Annotated in this window: 21 protein-coding genes; 13 read left to right on the top strand and 8 right to left on the bottom strand. The window is 68.9% G+C overall.

Annotated elements, in window-relative coordinates; all coding sequences use genetic code 11:
* Positions 1-113: 113 nt before the first annotated feature.
* A complete protein-coding gene (locus ACZ3HV_RS17120) occupies positions 114-779 on the bottom strand; it encodes a maleylpyruvate isomerase family mycothiol-dependent enzyme (RefSeq protein ID WP_465685306.1) in 666 nt (221 codons plus the stop codon).
* Between the two features lie 103 nt (positions 780-882).
* Positions 883-1,329, bottom strand: coding sequence for a DUF4231 domain-containing protein (locus tag ACZ3HV_RS17115; RefSeq protein WP_465685304.1), 447 nt, complete (start codon positions 1,327-1,329; stop codon positions 883-885).
* Between the two features lie 32 nt (positions 1,330-1,361).
* Between ACZ3HV_RS17115 and ACZ3HV_RS17110 the strand changes: the two genes are divergently transcribed.
* The 6 genes from ACZ3HV_RS17110 to ACZ3HV_RS17085 all read left to right on the top strand — a co-directional run bounded on the left by ACZ3HV_RS17110 (position 1,362) and on the right by ACZ3HV_RS17085 (position 8,811).
* Positions 1,362-1,865, top strand: coding sequence for a MarR family winged helix-turn-helix transcriptional regulator (locus ACZ3HV_RS17110; protein WP_465685302.1), 504 nt, complete (start codon positions 1,362-1,364; stop codon positions 1,863-1,865).
* A gap of 142 nt (positions 1,866-2,007) precedes the next feature.
* Positions 2,008-3,681 carry an acyl-CoA mutase large subunit family protein gene (locus ACZ3HV_RS17105; protein ID WP_465685300.1) on the top strand — a complete coding sequence of 558 codons (1,674 nt, stop codon included), beginning with the start codon at positions 2,008-2,010 and terminating at the stop codon, positions 3,679-3,681.
* Positions 3,602-5,398 carry an NAD-binding protein gene (locus tag ACZ3HV_RS17100; protein ID WP_465685298.1) on the top strand — a complete coding sequence of 599 codons (1,797 nt, stop codon included), beginning with the start codon at positions 3,602-3,604 and terminating at the stop codon, positions 5,396-5,398. Before ACZ3HV_RS17105 ends, ACZ3HV_RS17100 begins: the two co-directional genes overlap by 80 nt.
* Before the next feature lie 40 nt (positions 5,399-5,438).
* The gene (locus ACZ3HV_RS17095; protein ID WP_465685296.1) at positions 5,439-6,380 is read left to right on the top strand and encodes a co-chaperone YbbN; all 942 of its coding nucleotides are present in this window, start codon (positions 5,439-5,441) and stop codon (positions 6,378-6,380) included.
* Positions 6,381-6,472: 92 nt separating this feature from the next.
* Positions 6,473-7,357: a MurR/RpiR family transcriptional regulator gene (locus ACZ3HV_RS17090; protein WP_360376807.1), complete on the top strand. Its 885-nt coding sequence runs from the start codon at positions 6,473-6,475 to the stop codon at positions 7,355-7,357.
* A gap of 56 nt (positions 7,358-7,413) precedes the next feature.
* Positions 7,414-8,811: a hypothetical protein gene (locus ACZ3HV_RS17085; RefSeq protein ID WP_465685294.1), complete on the top strand. Its 1,398-nt coding sequence runs from the start codon at positions 7,414-7,416 to the stop codon at positions 8,809-8,811.
* Here the strand turns inward: ACZ3HV_RS17085 and ACZ3HV_RS17080 are convergent.
* Positions 8,790-9,950, bottom strand: a complete 1,161-nt coding sequence (locus ACZ3HV_RS17080; protein WP_465685292.1) for a citrate/2-methylcitrate synthase — start codon at positions 9,948-9,950, stop codon at positions 8,790-8,792. The genes ACZ3HV_RS17085 and ACZ3HV_RS17080 overlap by 22 nt on opposite strands.
* A 73-nt stretch (positions 9,951-10,023) precedes the next feature.
* On the opposite strand from ACZ3HV_RS17080, the gene ACZ3HV_RS17075 reads away from it, so the two are divergent.
* Positions 10,024-11,163: a citrate/2-methylcitrate synthase gene (locus tag ACZ3HV_RS17075; protein WP_465685290.1), complete on the top strand. Its 1,140-nt coding sequence runs from the start codon at positions 10,024-10,026 to the stop codon at positions 11,161-11,163.
* Here the strand turns inward: ACZ3HV_RS17075 and ACZ3HV_RS17070 are convergent.
* Entirely contained in the window at positions 11,111-12,619 is a 1,509-nt protein-coding gene (locus ACZ3HV_RS17070; protein ID WP_465685288.1) for a flavin-containing monooxygenase, read from the bottom strand. The two genes, ACZ3HV_RS17075 and ACZ3HV_RS17070, sit on opposite strands and share 53 nt — an antisense overlap.
* A gap of 95 nt (positions 12,620-12,714) precedes the next feature.
* Here ACZ3HV_RS17070 and ACZ3HV_RS17065 point away from each other — a divergent pair, with 95 nt between their 5' ends.
* The gene (locus ACZ3HV_RS17065; protein WP_360376822.1) at positions 12,715-13,086 is read left to right on the top strand and encodes a YciI family protein; all 372 of its coding nucleotides are present in this window, start codon (positions 12,715-12,717) and stop codon (positions 13,084-13,086) included.
* A 2-nt stretch (positions 13,087-13,088) separates the two neighbouring features.
* Positions 13,089-14,339: an RNA polymerase sigma factor gene (locus ACZ3HV_RS17060; RefSeq protein ID WP_465685286.1), complete on the top strand. Its 1,251-nt coding sequence runs from the start codon at positions 13,089-13,091 to the stop codon at positions 14,337-14,339.
* On the opposite strand, the gene ACZ3HV_RS17055 is transcribed toward ACZ3HV_RS17060, so the two are convergent.
* Positions 14,307-14,756, bottom strand: a complete 450-nt coding sequence (locus ACZ3HV_RS17055; RefSeq protein ID WP_360376828.1) for a MerR family transcriptional regulator — start codon at positions 14,754-14,756, stop codon at positions 14,307-14,309. The two genes, ACZ3HV_RS17060 and ACZ3HV_RS17055, sit on opposite strands and share 33 nt — an antisense overlap.
* A gap of 24 nt (positions 14,757-14,780) precedes the next feature.
* Here ACZ3HV_RS17055 and ACZ3HV_RS17050 point away from each other — a divergent pair, with 24 nt between their 5' ends.
* On the top strand, positions 14,781-16,253 hold the full coding sequence (locus ACZ3HV_RS17050) for an MFS transporter (protein WP_465685284.1): 1,473 nt from the start codon (positions 14,781-14,783) through the stop codon (positions 16,251-16,253).
* Here ACZ3HV_RS17050 and ACZ3HV_RS17045 read toward each other — a convergent pair.
* Positions 16,213-17,214 (bottom strand): sigma-70 family RNA polymerase sigma factor, encoded by a 1,002-nt coding sequence (locus ACZ3HV_RS17045; protein WP_465685282.1) that lies wholly within the window; start codon positions 17,212-17,214, stop codon positions 16,213-16,215. The genes ACZ3HV_RS17050 and ACZ3HV_RS17045 overlap by 41 nt on opposite strands.
* A gap of 65 nt (positions 17,215-17,279) precedes the next feature.
* Between ACZ3HV_RS17045 and ACZ3HV_RS17040 the strand changes: the two genes are divergently transcribed.
* A complete protein-coding gene (locus ACZ3HV_RS17040; protein ID WP_465685280.1) occupies positions 17,280-17,678 on the top strand; it encodes a DUF4870 domain-containing protein in 399 nt (132 codons plus the stop codon).
* An 8-nt stretch (positions 17,679-17,686) separates the two neighbouring features.
* Here the strand turns inward: ACZ3HV_RS17040 and ACZ3HV_RS17035 are convergent, their stop codons facing one another.
* Positions 17,687-18,565 carry an NUDIX hydrolase gene (locus tag ACZ3HV_RS17035; RefSeq protein WP_465685278.1) on the bottom strand — a complete coding sequence of 293 codons (879 nt, stop codon included), beginning with the start codon at positions 18,563-18,565 and terminating at the stop codon, positions 17,687-17,689.
* A gap of 10 nt (positions 18,566-18,575) precedes the next feature.
* Positions 18,576-20,828, bottom strand: coding sequence for a 1,4-alpha-glucan branching protein GlgB (gene glgB / locus ACZ3HV_RS17030; protein ID WP_465685276.1), 2,253 nt, complete (start codon positions 20,826-20,828; stop codon positions 18,576-18,578).
* A gap of 88 nt (positions 20,829-20,916) precedes the next feature.
* On the opposite strand from glgB, the gene ACZ3HV_RS17025 reads away from it, so the two are divergent.
* Both ACZ3HV_RS17025 and ACZ3HV_RS17020 read left to right on the top strand, forming a co-directional pair.
* A complete protein-coding gene (locus ACZ3HV_RS17025; protein WP_465685274.1) occupies positions 20,917-21,153 on the top strand; it encodes a ribbon-helix-helix domain-containing protein in 237 nt (78 codons plus the stop codon).
* Between the two features lie 2 nt (positions 21,154-21,155).
* Entirely contained in the window at positions 21,156-21,557 is a 402-nt protein-coding gene (locus ACZ3HV_RS17020; RefSeq protein WP_465685272.1) for a type II toxin-antitoxin system VapC family toxin, read from the top strand.
* The last annotated feature ends 11 nt before the right edge of the window (positions 21,558-21,568 follow it).

Below are 21,568 nucleotides of genomic sequence, written 5' to 3'. Positions count from 1 at the left end.
TCCACGTCCGCGGTATAGGTCAGTGCAAGGTACTGCGGCATCGGAGTCCTCCTTCTGCTGAGACCACTGTGGTCCCTCGGGAAAGGAACGAACAGCCGGACCCGCAGAGGACATCACTTCGTACTTTCCGCGAGCCGTCCCCGAAACGCCCGTACGACGTCATCGTCGCCGGCGGTCTGGATCGCGTCGTCGCCGGCGCGGCCCCAGAGCCAGAGGTAGACCGCGGTGGGGTCACCGAAGATCTCGGCGGCTGCCTCGCCCTCGGCACCCTGAGTGACCTCGACACTCGTGCTGTCCGCGCGGATCGTCCAGGAGCGCCCGGCGGCGGTGATGCGCACGGTCGCGTCGACCGGGTGCTCGGTGTCGCCCTCCTCCCACCACGGGCCGGCCAGGTTCGGGTACAGCAGCTCGTCGATACCGTCGAGCGCGAGCTCGGCGTCGATCGGTGTGACGACCGCGTGAGCCTGCTCGACGTCGATCCGGTGGACCACGCTCTCCATTGCCATCCGGCGATACCAGAAGGCCGAGGTTGTGTCGCGGGGGTTGAACGTCCACGTCTCCAGGGAGGTGCCCGCCTTCTCCAGCGCTTGCACGATCGCCGCGCGAGCCTCGTCGTACCACTCGAGCGTCTCCAGGCCGCTGAAGTCCGGCGGCCAGGGCTTCGGCAGCGCGCCGAACTGCAACACCTCGACCTTGTGCACGTAGACCAGCGCCACGTGGCGCAGCACCGAATCCACCGTCCATCCCGGACAGCTCGGCACCGCGGCCTCGAGGCCCATCCGTCCAACCTCACCCAGCCGTGCGGACTCAGCTCGCACGTGCCCCAGGTAAACCTCCGCCGCCAAAGTCATGCCCCGACCCTCCCACGCCCCACGGACAGTTTCAGATGCTCCGAGCCTTGAGCGCGGCCTCCCAGTCGGAGGTCTCCTCCTGGCTGATGTCCACCACTCGTTCCGCGAGGAGCCGTACCGGGTCGTCGGCCTTGCCGTACCGACCGGCTCGCTGGGCGTAGAGCCAGGCCTCGTTGCGTAACTGCTGGGCAGTGCGGGTGTAGGCCGGGTAGGAGTCCTTGAATCCGAACAACGTGCGGATCCCTTCGGCCAGCGCGATCACGCCGCCGAGGGCCGGCGCGAGCCAGGTCGGCGCGGAGATCGCGACCGAGATCGCGATGATGAGTGCGGCCACCAGTTGCACTGTGCCGAGCAAGCGGTAGGCGATCCGGGCCCGCTTCGCCTGCTGGAAATACCACCGGAATCGCACGCTGATGAGTTGCTCGGCGGGTGAGTCCTTGCCGAGTGCCGGGAAGTCCGAATCTCTGAGGGTCGCCATGATCTGCCTAGTGTCCAGCTAACCTTCGGCTCATGGCGAGGAAGAGGGCGTTGCCGTTCGATCCGATCGAGGAGGCGTCGCGGCAGTGGGGCCGGCGCTGGGGAGCGGTCGAGCAGATGCGCGCCGTCACGTCGCTGATGCGGGCGCAGCAGATCGTCATCGGAGAGCTGGACGACATCCTGCGCAAGCACGGGCTGACGTTCGCACGGTTCGAGGCGCTGGTGCTGCTGACGTTCTCGCGGCGCGGATCGCTGCCGCTGGGCAAGATGGGGGAGCGGCTGCAGGTCCACCCCACGTCGGTGACCTCGATCGTCCGGCGGCTGGAGGCGGCCGGACTGGTGACCCGTACGCCGCACCCGGACGACGGCCGCGCGATCCTGTGCGAGATCACCCAGGAGGGACGTGACCTGGTCGAGCGCGCCACGGCCGATCTGGTCGCCGCCGATTTCGCCCTGTCCGGCCTGACCGACGAGCAGCTCAAGATGCTCTGGTCCGTCCTCGAACCGCTCCGCCACAACGCCGGCGACTTCAGCTGATCCCCTGAGACCTGCTTGGCCCGTGCTACCGGCTCCCGACCTGCGCGAGCAGGCCCGTCGCCGGGGACTCCGGTTGGTCAGCTAGTTGGAAATAGTTGGACGTCCTAGTATTTTGGGACCAGTTCCCGAGGAGGTCTGACTGATGGATGCCGAGCAGATCGCCACCGGCCGGAGCCGGTGGCAGCAGCGGTACGACACGGCGCGTAAGCGCGAGGCCGATTTCACCACGCTCTCCGGCACCGAGGTCGCCCCGGTGTACGGGCCTCCCGAAGGTGTCGACGACCCGCGGATGGAGCGGATCGGGTGGCCGGGGGAGTTCCCGTTCACGCGCGGGCTGTACGCGACCGGTTACCGCGGCCGGACCTGGACGATCCGCCAGTTCGCCGGCTTCGGCAACGCCGAGCAGACCAACGAGCGGTACAAGATGATCCTGAACGGCGGTGGGGGCGGCCTGTCGGTCGCGTTCGACATGCCGACGCTGATGGGTCGCGACTCCGACGAGCCGAAGTCGCTCGGCGAGGTCGGTCACTGCGGCGTCGCGATCGACTCGGCCGCGGACATGGACCGGCTGTTCAAGGACATCCCGCTGCAGGACGTCACGACGTCGATGACGATCTCCGGCCCCGCAGTACCGGCGTTCGTCATGTACCTGGTCGCCGCCGAGCGGCAGGGCGCGGACCTCACCAAGCTCAACGGGACGCTGCAGACCGACATCTTCAAGGAGTACATCGCGCAGAAGGAGTGGCTGTTCCCGCCGGAACCGCACCTGCGCCTGATCGGTGACCTGATGGAGTACTGCGCCGCGACGATCCCGGCGTACAAGCCGCTCAGCGTCTCCGGCTACCACATCCGCGAGGCCGGTTCGACCGCCGGCCAGGAGCTGGCGTACACGCTCGCCGACGGCTTCGGGTACGTCGAGCTCGGCCTGTCCCGTGGTCTCGATGTCGACGTGTTCGCGCCCGGCCTGTCGTTCTTCTTCGACAGCCACCTGGACTTCTTCGAGGAGATCGCGAAGTTCCGCGCGGCCCGGCGGATCTGGGCCCGCTGGCTGCGTGATGTGTACGGCGCTCGTACGGACAAGGCGCAGTCGCTGCGCTTCCACACGCAGACCGCCGGGGTGTCGTTGACGGCGCAGCAGCCGTACAACAACGTCGTACGCACGGCTGTCGAGGCGCTGGCCGCGATCCTCGGCGGGACCAACTCGCTGCACACCAACGCACTCGACGAGACCCTCGCGCTGCCGAGTGAGGAGTCGGCGGAGATTGCCCTGCGCACCCAATCGGTGCTGATGGAGGAGATCGGCGTCACCAACGTCGCCGATCCGCTCGGCGGGTCCTGGTACGTCGAGGAGCTCACCGACGCGATCGAGGCCGAGGCCGAGGAGATCTTTGCCCGGATCAAGGAGATGAGCCCGGACGAGTCGATCACCGGCGGCATCCTGCGCGGGATCGAGGACGGCTGGTTCATGGCCGAGATCGCCGATGCCGCGTTCGAGTACCAGCAGAAACTGGAGAAGGGCGAGAAGAAGATCGTCGGCGTGAACACGCTGACCGACACGGTTTCCGGCGAGCTGGAGATCCTCCGGGTCTCGCACGAGGTCGAGATCGAGCAGTGCCGGGTGCTCGCCGCGCGCAAGACACACCGCGACGAGGACCGGGTACGCCGTACGCTAACGGCTCTGGTGGAGGCGGCCAGGGGTACTGGCAACCTGATCGAGCCCATGCTGGAGGCAGCGCGTGCGGAGGCCACGATGGGGGAAATCTGTCACGTTCTTCGGGAACAGTGGGGAGAGTACCGAGAGCCCGCCCGCTTCTGAGGACGAGGCACCACCGGTCGAGGCGACGGCACAGGCCGCGATCGGTCCGCTCGAAGGACGCAGTGTCGTCGTCTGTGGCTCGGACCGCACGATGCTGCGGGTGGTCACCGAGCTGGTGAGCTCGGGCGAGCGGGTGACCGCGATCGTCAACCCGGGATCGCGGCACTACGACCGGATCGGCGAGCTCGGCGCGCACGTGATCGGCGTGCGCGTCATCAGCGAGGCGCTGCTCCGCCGGGCCGGTATCGACGCACAGGACGGGAACCCGTCGACCGCTCGCGCCCTGGTGCTGCTCGACACCGATGACGTCCACAACGTGCACACCGCGCTGACCGCGCGCGACATGGATCCCGACCTGCGGATCATCGTCCAGATGGTCAACCCGCGGTTGGGCAAGCAGTTGCTCCGCCTGCTGGGCGACTGCGTGATGATCTCCGGACCCACCCTGGCCGCGCCGGCGTTCGTCTCCGACGCGCTGGAGGACGACGAGCTCACCTGGCTCGAGATCGGCGGGCGCCGGCTGGTCGCCGGCCAGGCCGACCTGATCCGGGAACCCCATCTGACCGTGCTGGCCGACACCACGTCGTCGGCGACGCCGGAGCTGCTGCCGATGGCCACCTCCGACCCGGAGGGCGACATCGTTCTCGGCACCGGCGTACGGTCCGTCTGGCGGACCAAGGACGTCCGGCGGGCCGGCTGGCTGATGGGGCTGCGTGACATCTTCGACCGCCGGGTCCGGCGGATCGCCGCGGTGATGGCGTTCCTGGTCGTGGTCGGGACCGCGGTGATCCATTTCGTCGGGCGCATCGAGTGGTGGCGGGCGGTCTACCTCGCGTCCGGTGCGGTGACGTCCGCGGGGATCGAGGACGACAAGTTCTCCGGCGCGGATCCGTGGGTGAAGGTCGCCGCGGTCCTGGTGCAGCTGACCGGCATCGTCCTGATGGCCTTACTCACCGCGGTCGTCGTCGACTCGCTCATCGGCGCCCGGTTGTCGCGGGTGATCGGTGGTGTCCGGGGGCGGCCGCGCAACCACGTGGTCGTCTGCGGCCTCGGTACGGTCGGCGCCCGGGTGCTGGAGATCCTGGCCGAGCGCGGGGTCGCGGTGGTCGGGGTCGAGCAGGACGAGGACGCGCCCGGCGTACAGACCGCGCACCGGCTCCGGATCCCGGTGGTCATCGGCGACAGCAGCAACGAGGAGACGCTGCGGTCGGCCGGAGTACAACGAGCCCAGTCGGTACTCGCGCTCACGGACGGGGACATCACGAACCTCGAGTCCGCGATGGTGGTCCGCGACCTGAACGACGAAGCCCGGATCACGATGCGGATGTTCGACCACGACCTGGCCCAGCGGGTCGAGCGGCAGCTCGGGCTCGGGCACAGCCGGTCGGTGTCGATGCTGGTCGCGCCGGCGATCGCGGCCGCGGTGGCGAACCGGCGCAGTCAGGTGACCGTGCCGGCCGGTCGTCGCGTTCTGCTGCTCACCGAGGTCACCGTCGAGCCTGGCTCGGTCGCGAGCGGCCTGCGATTGGGCGAGCTGGACGAGGCGGGTGGTCTGCGGGTGCTCGCCCGGCAGGACGACGGTGGGACGTGGGACTGGAAACCGGCGTCCGAGCGGGACCTCCGGCCGGGCGACCGGATCGCCGTCGCAGGCACCCGAAGTGGCCTGGCCCGCCTTCTCTTGGCGACCCGGGCGCACCGCACTTCCCGGCCGTCGTAGAGGATAGACCTGTGAACGTGAACCGAATGCGAGGGCAGTCGTGAGTCAGTCGAACTTCTCCCGTCCCGGGGCGATCGATCTGTCGTCCCTGCGCAACGCTGGTGCACCGGCCGGTCCGGCCGGTTCTGGAGCGCCGGCCGGTGGCGGCGGCGCCGCGGGATCGTATGTGCTGAACGTGAGCGAGCCGACCTTCCAGGCCGATGTGATCGAGCGGTCCCTGCAGGTCCCGGTCGTGGTCGAGTTCTGGTCGCCGCGCTCGGAGGCCTCCAACGCGCTCGGCCCGGTGCTGGCCCGGCTGTCGACCGAGTACGCCGGGAAGTTCCTGCTGGCCCGGATCGACATCGACGCGAATCCGCAGCTGGCCCAGGCGGTCGGTGTGCAGACGATTCCGCTGGTGATCGCCGTCCTGCGGGGACAGGTCGTCCCGCTGTTCCAGGGCCCGGTCGGCGAGCCGGAGGCCCGGCAGTACTTCGACCAACTGCTCACCGTGGCGGTCGCGAACGGCATCACCGGCCGGGCCGAGCCGGTCGGTCCGGCGGCCGAGACCTCCGAGGACGAGGAGGAGCCGCCGCCGAACCCGCGGTACGAGAAGGCCGAGAACGCGGTCGGCGCGGGTGACCTGGACGGCGCGATCGCGGCGTACGAGGAGTTGCTCAAGGAGACGCCGGGCGACGCCGAGGCGAAGTCGGGGCTGGCGCGGGTGCAGCTGGTCAAGCGCACGCAGGACGTGCCGGCCGAGGTGCGGACGCGGGCAGCGGACAACCCGGCCGATGTCGAGGCGCAGCTGCTGGTCGCCGATGTCGACCTGATGGGCGGGCACGTCGACGACGCGTTCAACCGGCTGATCGCCACGGTCCAGGCGACCTCGGGCGACGACCGCAACACCGTCCGCCTGCACCTGCTCGAGCTCTTCGAGGTCGTCGGTGCCGACGACGACCGCGTCATCAAGGCGCGCCGCCGCCTGATGTCCGCCCTGTTCTGAGTCGAACGCTGTTCTGAGTCGACGCAGCTGGCCGGAATCGGTCAGCTGTGAACGCTTGTAATCGTCGCTGACGTGCTCCGAGAATTATTCACATGACGGTTCTCGCCGAGACGCCACCGCCGAGCCTGGAGGCGCGGATCCACGGCCTGCTGCCGGCGCTCAGCCCGGCGCAGGCCCGGATCGCGACCGAGGTCCTGCGGGATCCGGCCGCGGTGGCCTCGTCGACGATCGGCCAGCTCGCGGCCCGATGCGGTACGTCGCTGCCGAGCGTGACGCGGTTCTGCCTCGCGCTCGGCCTGTCCGGGTACGCCGAGCTCCGGCTCGCGCTCGCGGCCGAGAGCGGGCGCAGCAGCATCAGCTGGGAGCGGGGGACCGGCTCCGAGGTCGGGCCGGACGATTCGCTCGACGATGTCCTCCGGACTCTCTTGCGCGCCGACACCCGCGCCCTCGAGGACACCGTCGCGTCGCTCGACCGGGACGCGCTCGGCCGGGCCATCCAGGCGATCTCCGACGCGCGCCGGATCGACCTGTACGCCGTCGCCGGATCCGCGTCGGTCGCCGAGGACCTCCGCCTCCGGCTGCACCGGATCGGCCGCGCCGCCTCGACGTGGAACGACGTGCACACCGCGCTCGCCAGCTCGGCGTTGCTCGGTGTCGGCGATGTCGCGATCGGCATCTCGCACAGTGGCGAGACGATCGAGGTGCTCGAGCCACTCGGCCGGGCCGGCCGGCAGGGTGCGACGACTGTTGCCATCACCAACTACCCGCGATCCCCGCTCGCGCGGACGGCGGACGTCGTACTGGTCACTGCTGCCCGCGACGTCACCTTCCGGACCGGCGGACTGTCCGGCCGGCATGCCCAGATGATCGTCCTCGACGCGCTGTATCTCGGTGTTGCCCAGCGCGATTACCCCTTGGCGGAGCAGGCCTTCGACGCCACCGCGGACGCCGTCGCCGATCATCGACGGCGGTCCTGAGGTCTTTGACCGCTCGCTCCTGATTACTCCGTTCGACCGCCCTCCGAAGGAGAACCATGCAGAGCCCGCACCAAACCCTTGGCCCCAGCCGCCGGACGCTGCTCCTCGGCGCCGGTGCCACCGCCTTGACCGCCGCCACCACCTCGACCGCTGTCGCTGCTGGGGTGCCTGGCACGGCGGCCGTCGTACCCGCCGCCGTCCCCTCGCCGGATGACCTTCCGTTGACGGGCGGACCGGACTTCCCGATCGGTTTGTTCTGGCCGCCGCATCCGTACGCGAGTACGGCGGAGCGGTTCGCCGAGATCAAGTCCGCCGGGTTCGGCTTCGTCATCTCGGGCAACTACGCCGGCGACGGCAACATCTTCCAGTACCAGCTCGGCCTCGCCCGCACCGCCGGCCTGCAGATGCTGATCTCCGACGACATCCAGATCCGCAACATGTCCCGCTGGTTCTCGATCTCCGACAACCCCGCCGACAACCTCAGTGTCACGCCGGCCGAGGCGAGCGCCCTCTACATCCGCGCCCGCGACGCCTACGGGCCGTTCTCGTCGCTGGCCGGCTTCAACCTGTACGACGAACCCGGCCCGGGCTGGTTCGGCTCGCTGGCGAAGGCGGTCGCGATCTCGCGCGAGCTGGCCCCGGGACTGCTGCCGTACATCAACCTGTTCCCGTCCGACGACCCGGCGTACTACCGCGGTTTCGTCGATGTGGTGAAGCCGTCCCTGATCTCGTTCGACCGGTACCCGCTGCTGTCCGAGGGCCGCGAGGACGCGAACTACTTCCACAACTGGGCGATCGTCCGGGATGCCGCGCTGCACGGTGACATCCCGTCGTGGGTGTTCATCCAGACGCTTGCCTACAACAACCACCGCGAACCGACCGCGGCCGAGCTGCTCTGGCAGGTCAACATCAGCCTGGCCTACGGTGCGAAGGGCATCCAGTACTTCACTTACTGGACTCCCGAGGCTGCGCGCGGCGAAGGGTTCGGGCCGGCGTTGATCACGGTCGACGGCCGGCGCACCCCGCGGTACGCCGCCGCCCGGCAGATCAACACGACCTGGCTGCATCAGGTCGGGCGTGAGCTGAAGCCGCTGGTGTCGGAGTCCGTTGCCCATGCCAACGAAACCCCGTTGCCCAACGGTGCCGTCGGTTTCACCCCCACGAACCTGGTGACCGGCGTCTCCGGGAGCCCGGTGGTCATCGGTACCTTCCACTCTCGCGACACCACTTCCACCGACCGCTGGCTGCTGGTCGCCAACCGCTCCCATCACGAACGCGCACGGGCCGTCGTCACGCCGAACCAGCAGACGGTTGGCGCGGTCGGCCTCTTCGAGCCGGCCACCCAGACCTACACGGCCCGTCCGGTTGCTCCCATCCCGGTCGACCTGGCGCCCGGTGCGGCAACCCTGGTGAAGCTCGGCGGATCAGTTGGTCAGGCGGTCTCGCCGGTGTAGACACCCATGGCGCGGAAGCGGAGGGCTGGGGCCGCGTACTCCTCCAAGGCGTGCGCGGTCCAGCCGATCATGCGTGCCAGGGCGAACAACGCGTCCCCGGCATCCGGGCGGAAGTCGTAAGCGTGCATCATCGCCGCGATGGCCAGATCGCTGTTCGGGAAACCCGGCGCCCGGGCGGCGATCGTGGTGACCGTCTCCACGATCCGATGGTCCCCGAGTAGCCCGAGGAGCACCTCGGCCCTTGGGTCGCGGTGCTGGTAGATCCTGTGTCCGAAGCCGGGCACCGGCTCACCTGATCGCAGCTGATCCGACAACGCACCCAACGGATCCCGCTGCGCCCGCTCCAGGAACTCGTAGGCCAGCGTCGGCGCCGCTCCGTGGTACTGCCCGTCCAGTGCACCTAGCCCGGCTGACAGCACGGCATACAGGTTCGCCCGGGCGCTGGCGGCGACTCGTGCTGCCACCGTCGAGACGGCGAGCCCGTGATCGGCCAGCAGGATCAGCGCCGCGTCGAGCACCTCCGGGCGTGGCGGCTGGGAGGACAGCTTCGGCCAGAGCCGGGCGCCGAGCGTCTCCCGGACGTAGTCGGTGGGGCCGGGTAAGGCGGTGACCAGTGCGCCGAGGAGTCGCTCGGCCGCCGCGGTGACCGAGCCGGGGGCCAGGTCGAAGCGCAACGGATCGGCAGCCCCCAGTACGGCGACAGCCACGCGCAGTTGGTCCGTCAAGCGTGCCGTGCTCGGAACCACCTCCATCGCGGATCGGGCCAGCAGCACAGACTCACGCTCCACCGGACAGCTCGGCCGCTCCCTCAGCTCACCGGTCCAGAGGAGGTGGGCTACTGCTTCGGGGGTCCACTCGGCGGCGAGCTCGCGCACCGAATGACCTCGGTAGTAGAGCTCGTCGTCCTGCAGCAGGGTGAGCTCCGTCTCGATCCGCTCGACCACCCCCGAGTGCTCGACGGACCTGCTCGCCAGCCGCTCGACGTCGGCCACCGCGAACAGGCTGCCGCGACGCCCCCGGGCCCGGACGCTCGTCAGCAGCCCGCGGCTGACGTAGGCGTAGATCGTCTCCGGCTTCACCTGCAGCCGGCGCGCGACCTCGGCCGTGGTCAGGTAATTCTCGTCACTCTGGGACGGCATCCGCGCTCCTCCGAGCGTTCATGTTGACTGGATCAATATTGACAATAGTTGATTGCCTGTCAACTCTGAAGATATGTCAACAACAATCAATGTTCCGCCCGGCCTGCGCAACGTCGTCGTCACCGAGACGACCCTCGGCGACGTCCGGGGCGACGAGGGGTTCTACCACTACCGCGAGTACTCGGCGATCGATCTCGCCAAGTCGAAGACGCTCGAAGACGTCTGGTTCCTGATGTTCGAGGGACACCTCCCGACCGCGGCGGAGCGGGAACGCTTCATCGCCGAGCTGGCTCCGCTGCGCGTGCTGCCCGACGAGGTCACCACGGTCCTGCCCGCGATCGCGGCCGCAGGTCCGAAGTTCAATCCGCTGGCCGGTCTCCGCACGGCGTTGTCGCTCCTGGCCGCCGTACGGAGTCTGCCGCCGCTGTGGGACGCCGATCCGGCCCGCCGGAAGGCCGACGCGATGCTGGTGTGCGCGGTGACGCCGACGATCCTGGCGGCGCTGTACCGGCTCCGCGAAGGACTCGAGCCGCTGGAGCCACGCGCCGACCTGACCGCCGCGGCCAACTGGCTGTACCTGGTGACGGGCCGCGAGCCGAGCGCAGTAGAGGCGACGGCGATCGAGCACTACCTGGTCGCCACCGTGGACCACGGCTTCAACGCATCGACGTTCACCGCGCGCGTCATCGCGTCGACCGGTGCGGACGTCGTGTCCGCCATTGCCGGTGCGATCGGGGCCTTCTCCGGGCCGCTGCATGGTGGCGCGCCGGACCGGGCGCTGGCGAGCCTCGACGAGATCGGTACGCCGGATCGCATCGACGCATGGGTGCGGGAGAAGGTGTCGGCCGGCGACCGGATCATGGGCTTCGGTCACGCGGTCTATCGGACCGAGGACCCCCGCTCGCTGATGCTGCGCGACATCGCCCGCGGCATCGGCGGCGACCTGGTCGACTTCGCCACCACCGTCGAGCAGCGCATCGTCGACGTCCTGGCCGAGCTCAAGCCCGGCCGCAACCTCTACGCGAACGTCGAGTTCTATGCCGGTGTGGTGATGGAGCTCTGTGGTGTCCCGCGCGCGATGTTCACGCCGACGTTCGCCGTCAGCCGCGTGATCGGCTGGTCCGCCAACATCCTCGAGCAGGCCACCGACCCCAAGATCATCAGGCCGATCGCGACGTACGTCGGCCCGCGGCCGCCGGTCCCGGTCCCGTAGCCGTCGTGAAGCGCATGGTGCCGTCGGCGACCGGGCTGAAGCGAAGGCTCAGCAGGTCGCGAGGGTAGTTCTGCCGCAGGCGCCAGGGGCCGGTGGAGCCCTGGCGCGGCAGGATGGCGGCGGCACGCCGGATGTAGCCCGACGACAGGTCGACCACGGGCCGTGGGGGAGCGTCGTACTCGGCTGGGTCGATCTCGGGGACGCAGATGCTGGTGCCGGTCGTGGTGAGGTGGTTGAGCAGCCGGCACACGTACTGCGACGTCAGGTCGGAGCGGAGCGTCCAGGAGTTGTTGGTGTAGCCGATGCACCACGCCAGGTTCGGTACGCCGCTCAGCATCATCCCCTTGTAGACAAAGGTGTCATGCGGCTTCACCACCTGGCCGTCGACCGTCAGCTGGATGTTGCCGAGCGCAACCATGCGGAGGCCAGTCGCGGTGACCACCAGATCCGCCGGCAGCTCCTGACCCGACCGCAGCCGCAGACCGGTCGGTGTGAACGTCTCGATCTCGTCGGTGACCACAGCTGCCGAGCCATCGCGCAGCACCTCGAACAGGTCCGCATCCGGCACCAGACACAACCGCTGATCCCAGGGCTTGTAGCGGGGAGTGAAGTGCGGGTCCACCGGGATCGACTCCGGCAGTTCCTTGGCGACTGTGCTGTTCAGCAGCCAGGCAGCATGCGCCGGCCACCTCCGGAACGCGCTGTAGACCGCTGTACTGAAGGCAACGTTCTTACCGCGGATGAGTCGATGGGCGAGCTTCTCGGGCAGTACGGCGCGCAACCGGTCGGAGAACGCGTCATGAGCCGGTCTGGACGCCACATAGCTAGGTGAACGCTGCAGCATCGTCACGTGCTCCGCCGTGCGAGCCATGGCCGGCACGAGCGTCACCGCGGTCGCGCCGCTGCCGATCACGACCACTCGCTGACCGGTGTAGTCCAAGTCGTCCGGCCAATGCTGAGGGTGGACGATCTGCCCCTGGAACTCACTCTGCCCCGGGAAGTCGACCACATAGCCCGCGTCGTAGTCGTAGTACCCACTGCACGCGTACAAGAAGGAGCACGTGTACGACGCCTGACTCGTCGCCACGGTCCACTGCGCGTCCTCCGACGACCAGGACGCCCGTACGACGCGTTCGCCGAAGCGGATGTGCTTGTCGATGCCGTAGGTGGAGGCGGTCTCGTGGAGGTATTCCAGGATCGACGGGCCGTCCGCGATCGCCTTGGCCGCCTTCCAGGGATGGAACGGGAACCCGAGCGTGAACATGTCCGAGTCCGAGCGGACGCCGGGGTAGCGGAACAGGTCCCAGGTGCCGCCCATGCTGTCCCGGGCCTCCAGGATCGCGTACGACCGGTCCGGGGACTGGGTCTGCAACCGGTAGGCGGCGCCGATACCGGACAGCCCGGCGCCGACGATCAGGACGTCGAGGTGTTCCATGTACTCAACAGTAGTGAACATTCCTTCCCGGCGTTGTCGATTCCGTGCGGCGCCATTCGTCAGCAAGATGTTCAGTAGAAGCGCTAGACAGCGCGCGACCAAGGGGAGCCGGAGAGATGGCGCAGTACATGTTCCTGCTGTTCGACAGCGAAGAGTGGTACGACAACATCACCGCGGAGGAGTGGCAGCAGGCGATGAAGCTGCACGGTGCCTTCTCGGAGGCGGTCGAGAAGGCCGGGGCGCGGATCCTCGGCGGGGAGGCCCTGGAGCGGTCCAGCACGGCGAGCACGGTCAAGAACCGCGAGGGTGCCGAGCCACTCGTCACCGACGGCCCGTTCATCGAGACCAAGGAAGCTCTCGGCGGGTTCTACGTGATCGAGGCGCGTGACCTTGACCAGGCCCTCGAGCTCGCCAAGCTCTGCCCGTCCGGCAACATCGAGGTCCGGCCGGTCATGCCCACGTCCGAGGGCTCCGGACCGACGGCCTGACCATGGTCCACCAGCCGGGTACACCGACGGCCTCCGCGGTCGAGGTGGCCCGGGTGGTGGATCGCGCGCACCGGGAGAGTTGGTCGACCGTCCTGGCGTCCGTCGTGCGGCTGACCCGGGACCTGGACCTGGCCGAGGACTGCACGCAGGACGCGTTCGTCCAGGCGTTGCGGACCTGGCCGGACGGGATCCCGGCGAATCCGGGTGGCTGGCTGACGACCGTCGCGCGGCGCCTCGCGCTCGATCGGCTGCGCCGGGAGACGACTCTGTGGCGGAAACTCCCGTTACTGGTCGAGGATCCGGTGGCGCCGGGGGACGTGGAGCACCCGACGGATCCGCTGCGACTCGTGTTCACTTGCTGTCACCCGGCGCTGGCGCGGGACTCGCAGGTGGCGTTGACGCTGCGGCTGATCTGCGGACTGACCACGCGCGAGGTGGCGGCCGTTCTGTTGATCACTGAGCCGACGGCGGCCGCGCGGATCACCCGGGCGAAGAAGAAGATCGCGGCGGCAGGGATCCCGTACCGGATCCCTGCCGATCACGAGTTGCCGGCGCGGCTGGATGTCGTACTGACGGTGGTGCACCTGGTGTATACAGCCGGACACGTGGCGGCGGGGCCGGAGCTGACCCGGACGGATCTGACCGGGCGGGCGGTGGAGTTGGCACGGTTGCTGGTGCGGTTGATGCCGGACGAGCCGGAGCCGCAGGCGTTGCTGGGGTTGTTGCTGATGACGGAGGCGCGCGGGGATGCGCGGGTCAGCGAGGACGGGGAGCTGGTGCTGCTGGCGGATCAGGATCGGTCGCGCTGGGATGCGCGGATGCTGGCGGAGGGTGTGTCCCGGGCGACGGCCGCGCTGGGGCAGGGGCAGGGGAGGTTCGTGTTGCAGGCGGCCGTGGCCGGGCTGCATGTGACGGCGCCGTCGTGGGAGCGGACGAACTGGACCCAGGTGGTCCGGATGTACGACGCGATGATGATCAGCTGGCCGACTCCCATCGTGGCGCTCAACCGGGCCGCCGCGCACAGTCTCGTCCCCGGTGCCGACCTCGAGGCGGTCCTCACCGAACTGGATGCCCTCGGCAAGGAGCCGGCGCTGGCGTCGTACGCCTACCTCCCCGCGGCCCGGGCCGACGTCCTGGCCCGCCTGAACCGCCCGCACGAAGCAGCCGCCGCCTACGAGTCCGCCATCGCCCTGACCGCCAACGAAGCGGAACGCCGCTTCCTAACTCTTCGCCGCGCTGCCCTCATCGGCTGAGGGGGCCCAGAGGCGGTCGGCGTCGCCGGCTTGGAGGCGGCCGCGGTAGACGTCGATCTTGTGGTCGATGAGTTCGAGGTTCTCCTGGAGTTCGGCCAGCTTGGTGAGCACCTCGGCCCGGTGGGACTCGAGCAGCTCCAGGCGATCCTTCTCGTTGCCGCGGCCGGCGGTGACGAGTTCGGCGTACCGGCGAATGGTTCTGATCGGCATGCCCGTGGCGCGCAGGCGGGTGCAGACCTTAATCCAGTCCAGGTCGAGCTGGTGGTACCGGCGGCGGCCGCTCGCGGTGCGGTCGACGGTGGTGACGACCAGGCCGGCGCGCTCGTAGTACCGCAGGGTGTGCACGCTCACCCCGGTCCGCTGGGCGGCCTCGGCGATGGTGATCCCGGTCTCGGGGATCCGTTTGACTTCGAGCACGCTCTAAATTCTAGCGTCGCAGGTATGAGTGCTCCAGCGGTGCAGCGCAGTGGTCCGGGTGAGCTGAGTCGGCGGCGTCGGCTGGGGGTGCTGGCGATCTGTTGCGCGAGCATCGTCGTGGTCGTGATGGACATTTCCATCGTCACGGTCGCCTTGCCCGCGATGCGAGCGGACCTGGGCGCGTCGGTCGCGCAGTTGCAGTGGACCGTCGACGCCTACACCTTGGTGCTGGCGAGCCTGCTGCTGCTCGCCGGGTCCACGGCCGATCGGGTTGGGCGGCGGCGGGTGTTCATGATCGGGCTGGCCGCGTTCGGGCTGGGGTCGCTGTTGTGCAGCCTGGCGCCGACGGCCGGGTGGTTGATCGCGGCGCGGGCGGTGCAGGCGGTCGGCGGCACGATGCTCAACCCGGTGGCAATGGCGATCGTCGCGACCACGTTCCCGGACCGGGCCGAGCGGGCGCGGGCCATCGGCGTGTTCGGGTCGATGTCCGGGCTGGCGCTCGCGTTGGGGCCGATCCTCGGCGGGACGCTCGTCGACAGCATCGGATGGCGGGCGATCTTCTGGGTCAACGTTCCGGTCGTCATCGTGGCGATCGTCTGTACGGCGCTCTTCGTGCCCGAGTCGCGCGCGGACCGGGCGCGGCGCTTCGACCCGGTCGGTCAGGCTCTCGTGATCCTGATGCTCGGGTGCGTCGTGTACGCGATCATCGGGTCCGAGACCCGCGGCTGGACCTCGCCGGTAATCCTCGGGCCGCTGGGCGTCGCCGTACTCGCGGCGCTGGCCTTGCTGGCCTACGAGCCCCGGCGGACCGATCCGATGCTCGAGCTGCGGCTCTTCCGGAGCGTGCCATTCAGTTCGGCGATCCTGATGGCGCTGTTCGCGCTCTGCGGGTTCGGCGCGTTCTTGTTCGTCACGACGCTGTATCTGCAGAACGTTCGCGGGTTGTCGGCACTCGAGGCCGGGCTGTGTCTTCTCCCGGTCGGTGTGGTGATCACCGTCGTCGCGCCCACGGCGGGCCGGATGGTCGGTACGCGCGGTCCCCGGCTTCCACTCGTGGTTGCCGGCTCAGCGCTGGCGCTCGGTGCGCTGAGCTCGTTGTGGCTCGCGCCGGCAACACCGCTCCCGGTGGTGCTCGCGGTCTATCTGTTCTTCGGGATCTTCCTGGGGACCGTCAACCCACCGATCACCAACACGGCTGTGTCCGGCATGCCCTTGTCCATGGCCGGTCTGGCGGGCTCGGTGGCCTCCGCCGCCCGTCAGACCGGCACCACCCTGGGCGTAGCGATCGCCGGCGCGGTCGTCGGCTCGACGGCGGGCGGCGATCCGCAGGCGTTCACCGACGCGGAACATCTGCTCTGGTGGCCGGTGGCGGCCCTGGGGATCGGCGTCGTTGCGCTGGCGCTGATGAGTACGACGCGATGGGCCCACACGACGGCCCATCGAGCCGCTGAGCTGTTCAGTCAGCCGGAAGTGTCGCCGGTAGGCCGAAGTGCGTGACAAGGCTCGGGGTGCTGAACACGGAGATGCGGGTCAGGCCGGTGGGAGCCGGAGTGAGCACGGCGACGCCGTACGGCTCGTAGTCGCCGGCCGGGCTGCGTACGTACGCGCCGACCGCGGGCTGGCCGTTGGCGACGATCGGGAGCATCCGCCAATCGCCAGGTGAGCCGACGGCCTCGGCGAGCACGCGCAGGCACATCACCCGCCCGTTGAACCAGGTGGTGGTGCCGACCATTTCGATCGCCGCGTCCGCTCGGAGAGCACGCTCCAGGGCGGCGGTGTCGGCGTTCTCGAAGCCGGTGATGTACTCGGCCAGCAAGGCTTGAGCGCGCGGATCGGTCGGCTCGGTGATTTCACCGAACGCGGTCTCGTCGAGCCGGGCGCGCGCTCGTTGCAGCGTGCTCTTCACCGCCGCGACCGACGTGTCGAGCATCGTCGCGACCTCGGCCGCCGGGAACGCGAGTACCTCACGGAGGATCAGTACGGCGCGCTGCTTGGCCGGAAGGTATTGCAGAGCCGCGATCAAGGCCAGCCGCAGACTCTCCCGCGTGGTCACGATACTTGCCGGGTCGCTGGACTCCGACAGGACCAACGAGTCCGCGATCGGCTCCACGAACGCCACATCGGCCGCCACAGGTCCCGGGGCCAGATCAGTGGCCGGCGCGCCGAGGCCAGAAGGAAGAGCCCGCCGGCCGCGCTGCTCGAGCGCGGTCAGGCAGGCGTTGGTGGCGATGCGATAGAGCCAGACCCGGATCGACGACCGGCCTTCGAACGCCGAGTACGAACGCCACGCCCGCAGGTACGTCTCTTGCACGACGTCCTCGGCCTCGTGCACCGAGGCGAGCATGCGATAGCAGTGCGCCAGCAGTTCCTTCCGGAACGGCTCGGTGCGACGGGCAAACTCGGCCTCGCCCGTCATCACAGCTCCCTGGGTCTCGACGGCGTACGTCAGTTCGGCCATTGTGGCGCCCTTCTCGATGAGGTCTTCATCGGTACAGACCGACGACCCCACGAAAAGGAATCGGTGTGCTTCACTGGAATATGAGTACGCCGAACGCCGGGCCACCGCTGTCGGCCTCGGATGAGCGGACGTGGGGGATGATCGCCCACGTGGGAGTCTTCGTCGCGGCGTGGTTCGCGATGGGGTTTCTGTGTCCACTGGTCATCTGGCTGGTGTACCGGAACCGGTCCGACTTCATTCGCCGGCACGCGCTGGAGTCCCTGAACTTCCAGCTCTCGCTGCTGATCTACTCCGCGATCGCGGTGATCCTGATCCTGGTCACCTTCGGTCTCGGGATCCTGATCATCGTCCCGCTGATCATCATCGGCGCGATCGCGGCGCTGATCTTCATCATCCTCGCGACCATGGCCGCCTCCAGCGGCCGCGAGTACCGCTACCCGTTGACGATCCGCCTGGTCCACTAGAGTGCGGCTCACGAGGTGATGGGGGAGCCGTTGCTCAAGTTGTGCAGCACAGACGGGTCCCGCAGGATCTCAGGCAGCCGGCGCGCGTTCAACGGTGACACCAGCCCCTCCAGAGCATCCGGTGCGTGCCAGGAGATGCCGCGGATCTCGAAGCCGTCCGGCTGCAGCGTGTCCAGCAACGACGGGTCGTGCACGCCCCCGTCGTACAGGATCTCCACGGCGTCGCCCCAGCCCTCCCAGCGCGGGAGCCAGTCGATCGCGAGGACGCCGAGCAGCGGCAACGCGACCCCGAGCTCCTCCTGCATCTCACGGGACGCGCCGGTGGCCGGATCCTCATCCGGCTCGACCACGCCGCCCGGCAACTCCAGATCGTTCTTGTAGCTGACCTGACACAGCAGCACCCGCCCAGCCGTGTCGCGTACGACCACATGCGCGATCACCCGCTTCTTCGGCAGCGTCGAGTCCATCAACGCGGTCCAGCCCGTCAACGTGTCCGGGCGCGGGTCGTCCTTGCGCATCCCGTACACGGCCACATCACGGCGCTCGTCCGCCACCAGCGCCGCACCCCGCAGCACGCCCTCGCGCCGGAAGCCGGACCGGATCGCGACCCGGGCGGATACGTGGATCGCCGGGTCGACCTCGACCTGCAGCCGCTCCAGCTCGAGCTCGCCGAAGGCGTACTCCGTCAGCAGGCGGACGGCCCGCTGCGCGACCTCGGGGCCGCCGTCCAGCTCCCAGACGACCAGGCCGACCCCAGGCGTGGTCCGGCGTACCTCGACGATGCCGAGCGGCTTGCCCTGCTCGACGTCGAAGCTCACCACCTGCTGATCCTGTCGCGACAGTCGCAGCGTCACTTCACCATCGGTCAGCGGATGTACGGCGGTCACCCCGTGAACGCTACCCGGTGAAGCGCAGGTACACCGTCGCCAGGGGTGGGACGGACAGCTCGGTGCTCGTCGTCATGCCGTGCCACTCCGGCCCGTCCGCCTCGACGGCGCCGTAGTTGCCGACCCCGGATCCGCCGTACACGTCGGCGTCGGTGTTGACGACCTCTTCCCAGCGGCCGCCGTACGGGAGGCCGAGGCGGTAGCCGTGGTGCGGGATCGCGGAGAAGTTCGCGATGCAGGCGACCGTCGGCTCGCCGTCGTCGCCGTACCGGACGAAGGAGAAGATGTTGTTGCTCGCGTCGTTGGCGTCGATCCAGCTGAACTTCTCCGCCGAATGATCGGTCCGCCAGAGCGCCGGGTTGTCCTTGTAGACGCCGTTCAGGTCGCGGACCAGCTGCTGCAGGCCGCGGTGGTCGGTGTGGTCCAGCAACCACCAGTCGAGCTCGCCCTTCTCGGACCACTCCGACTCCTGGCCGAACTCGCAGCCCATGAACAGCAGCTGCTTGCCCGGGTGCGCCCACATCATCGCCAGGTACGCGCGCAGGTTCGCCAGCTGCTGCCAGCGGTCGCCCGGCATCTTGCGCAGCAGCGAACCTTTGCCGTGCACAACCTCGTCGTGGGACAGCGGGAGGACGAAGTTCTCCGAGTAGGCGTACATCATCGAGAACGTCAGCTCGTGGTGGTGGTACTGCCGGTGGATCGGCTCGTGCTCCAGGTAGCGCAGCGAGTCGTTCATCCAGCCCATGTTCCACTTGAAGCCGAACCCGAGGCCGCCCAGATGCGTGTCCCGGGTGACGCCCGGCCACGACGTCGACTCCTCGGCCACGGTGATGACGCCGGGGACGCGCTTGTAGAGGGTCGCGTTCATCTCCTGCAGGAACGACACGGCCTCCAGGTTCTCCCGGCCGCCGTACTGGTTCGGGACCCACTGGCCGTCCTGGCGGGAGTAGTCCAGGTAGAGCATCGAGGCGACCGCGTCCACGCGCAGGCCGTCGATGTGGTACTCCTCGGCCCAGTAGAGCGCGTTCGCGACCAGGAAGTTCCGCACCTGCGGACGGCCGAAGTCGAAGACCAGCGTGCCCCAGTCCGGCTGCTCGCCGCGGCGCGGATCGGGGTGCTCGTACAGCGGGGTCCCGTCGAAGCGGGCCAGCGCCCAGGCGTCCTTCGGGAAGTGCGCCGGCACCCAGTCGACCAGGACGCCGATGCCGGCCTGGTGCAGCCGGTCGACCAGCAACCGGAAGTCGTCCGGGTCACCGAAGCGCGCCGTCGGCGCGAAGTACGACGTCACCTGGTAACCCCAGGAGCCACCGAACGGATGCTCCATCACCGGCATGAACTCGACGTGGGTGAAGCCCATGTCGTTGACATAGGCAACGAGCTCGTCGGCCAGCTCGCGGTAGGACCGGCCCTTGCGCCACGACCCGAGGTGCACTTCGTAGACGCTCATCGGCTCGGCGTAGGCCTGGGCCGCGGTCCGCCGCTCCAGCCAGGCCGCGTCGTCCCACTCGTACGACGACTCGTGCACGACCGACGCGTTCGCCGGGGGAGTCTCGGCCAGGTTGGCCATCGGGTCGGCCTTCTGCCGCCAGACCCCGTCCCGGCCGCAGATGTCGAACTTGTACCGCGTCCCGGCGCCGACGCCCGGGACGAACAGCTCCCACACGCCGGACGCGCCCAGTGACCGCAGCGGATGCGCGCGGCCGTCCCAGAAGTTGAAGTCCGCGGTGAGGCGGATCCCTTGCGCGTTCGGGGCCCAGACGGCGAACGACGTCCCCGTGACGGTCCCGGTCGGGCCGTCGTACCGGCGCACGTGGGCACCCAGCACGGTCCAGAGCTGCTCGTGCCGGCCCTCGCCGATCAGGTGCAGGTCGACCTCACCGAGCGACGGGAGGTAGCGGTACGGGTCGTCGACCTCGACAGCGGGCCCGTCGGTGTAGCTGACCTGGAGGCGATACTCGGGCACCTTGTCGACGTCGAGGACGCCGACCCACACACCCTCGAACTCGTGCCGGAGCTCGAGCCGCTTGTCGTCGTACAGAACGGTGACCGACTGGGCGAACGGGCGCAGCGCCCGGACGGTGACACCATGCTCGCCGAGGTGTGGTCCGAGCACCTGATGAGGATCGTGAAAGGTCCCGCCGACCAGCTGCTCCAGCACGGTCCGATCCACCGGAACCGCTGTCACCACAGGCTTGTCAGCCGGCACCACCGGCGTCTCGAAAGCCTCAGTCGCCGGCCCGGCGTTCTGCTCGCTCGATCCCATGAACCCCATCCTGCCCGATCAACACTGCATTCACCGCACCCCGTACCCGTCGAGTCCCGACGTACACACGGGGGTATGCTGGCATACCATGAAGAGGACCACGGTGAAGCTGCCGGACGAGCTCGACGCGCAGTTGCGGCACGAGGCCGCACGGCGCGGAATGACCATCTCGGAACTGACGCGGGAAGCGGTGGAGACCCACCTGGCCGCGGGTCGCGGGCGCCGGCGTCGGCTGCTGGCGGCCGGGGCCGGGCGCAGCGGGCACTCGGATGTCTCGGAGCGGATCGAGGAGATCCTCGCGGCGGAGGTCGACCGATCGCACTGATCGTGGATGCGGGTCCGCTCTATGCGTACGTCGACGCGGACGACAAGCATCATGAGGAATGTCTGGAGTTGCTCGCGACTCATCCGGGTCCGCTGCTGGTGCCGATGCTCGTGATCACGGAAGTCACACATCTGCTCGCCGGCCGCCTCGGTCCGGTGCCGGAGATCCGCTTCCTCGGCGATCTCGCGAACGGCAACCTGGTGGCTGAACCCGTCGTTCCCCGGGACTGGCTGCGGATCGCGGAACTGGCGTCGGTCTACCGTGATCTTCCGTTGGGGACGGCTGACGCGTCGGTCGTCGCCGTTGCCGAGCGGCTGAACGCCGCGCAAGTCGCGACCCTCGACCGCCGGCACTTCAGTGTCGTCCGGCCGACCCACGTCGAATCCTTCGAGTTACTGCCCTAACTCGCCCAGGC

It is taken from the genome of Kribbella sp. NPDC020701 (genome assembly GCF_055562215.1).
This window is presented reverse-complemented; position numbering and strand designations above follow the sequence as displayed.

Excerpts from the sequence above, each read along its gene's own strand:
- ACZ3HV_RS17120 (WP_465685306.1), bottom strand. The coding sequence starts at position 779 with ATGGGCCTCGAGGCCGCGGTGCCGAGCTGTCCGGGATGGACGGTGGAT.
- ACZ3HV_RS17115 (WP_465685304.1), bottom strand. The coding sequence starts at position 1,329 with ATGGCGACCCTCAGAGATTCGGACTTCCCGGCACTCGGCAAGGACTCA.
- ACZ3HV_RS17110 (WP_465685302.1), top strand. The coding sequence starts at position 1,362 with ATGGCGAGGAAGAGGGCGTTGCCGTTCGATCCGATCGAGGAGGCGTCG.
- ACZ3HV_RS17105 (WP_465685300.1), top strand. The coding sequence starts at position 2,008 with ATGGATGCCGAGCAGATCGCCACCGGCCGGAGCCGGTGGCAGCAGCGG.
- ACZ3HV_RS17090 (WP_360376807.1), top strand. The coding sequence starts at position 6,473 with ATGACGGTTCTCGCCGAGACGCCACCGCCGAGCCTGGAGGCGCGGATC.
- ACZ3HV_RS17085 (WP_465685294.1), top strand. The coding sequence starts at position 7,414 with ATGCAGAGCCCGCACCAAACCCTTGGCCCCAGCCGCCGGACGCTGCTC.
- ACZ3HV_RS17080 (WP_465685292.1), bottom strand. The coding sequence starts at position 9,950 with ATGCCGTCCCAGAGTGACGAGAATTACCTGACCACGGCCGAGGTCGCG.
- ACZ3HV_RS17075 (WP_465685290.1), top strand. The coding sequence starts at position 10,024 with ATGTCAACAACAATCAATGTTCCGCCCGGCCTGCGCAACGTCGTCGTC.
- ACZ3HV_RS17070 (WP_465685288.1), bottom strand. The coding sequence starts at position 12,619 with ATGTTCACTACTGTTGAGTACATGGAACACCTCGACGTCCTGATCGTC.
- ACZ3HV_RS17065 (WP_360376822.1), top strand. The coding sequence starts at position 12,715 with ATGGCGCAGTACATGTTCCTGCTGTTCGACAGCGAAGAGTGGTACGAC.
- ACZ3HV_RS17060 (WP_465685286.1), top strand. The coding sequence starts at position 13,089 with ATGGTCCACCAGCCGGGTACACCGACGGCCTCCGCGGTCGAGGTGGCC.
- ACZ3HV_RS17050 (WP_465685284.1), top strand. The coding sequence starts at position 14,781 with ATGAGTGCTCCAGCGGTGCAGCGCAGTGGTCCGGGTGAGCTGAGTCGG.
- ACZ3HV_RS17045 (WP_465685282.1), bottom strand. The coding sequence starts at position 17,214 with ATGGCCGAACTGACGTACGCCGTCGAGACCCAGGGAGCTGTGATGACG.
- glgB (WP_465685276.1), bottom strand. The coding sequence starts at position 20,828 with ATGGGATCGAGCGAGCAGAACGCCGGGCCGGCGACTGAGGCTTTCGAG.
- ACZ3HV_RS17025 (WP_465685274.1), top strand. The coding sequence starts at position 20,917 with ATGAAGAGGACCACGGTGAAGCTGCCGGACGAGCTCGACGCGCAGTTG.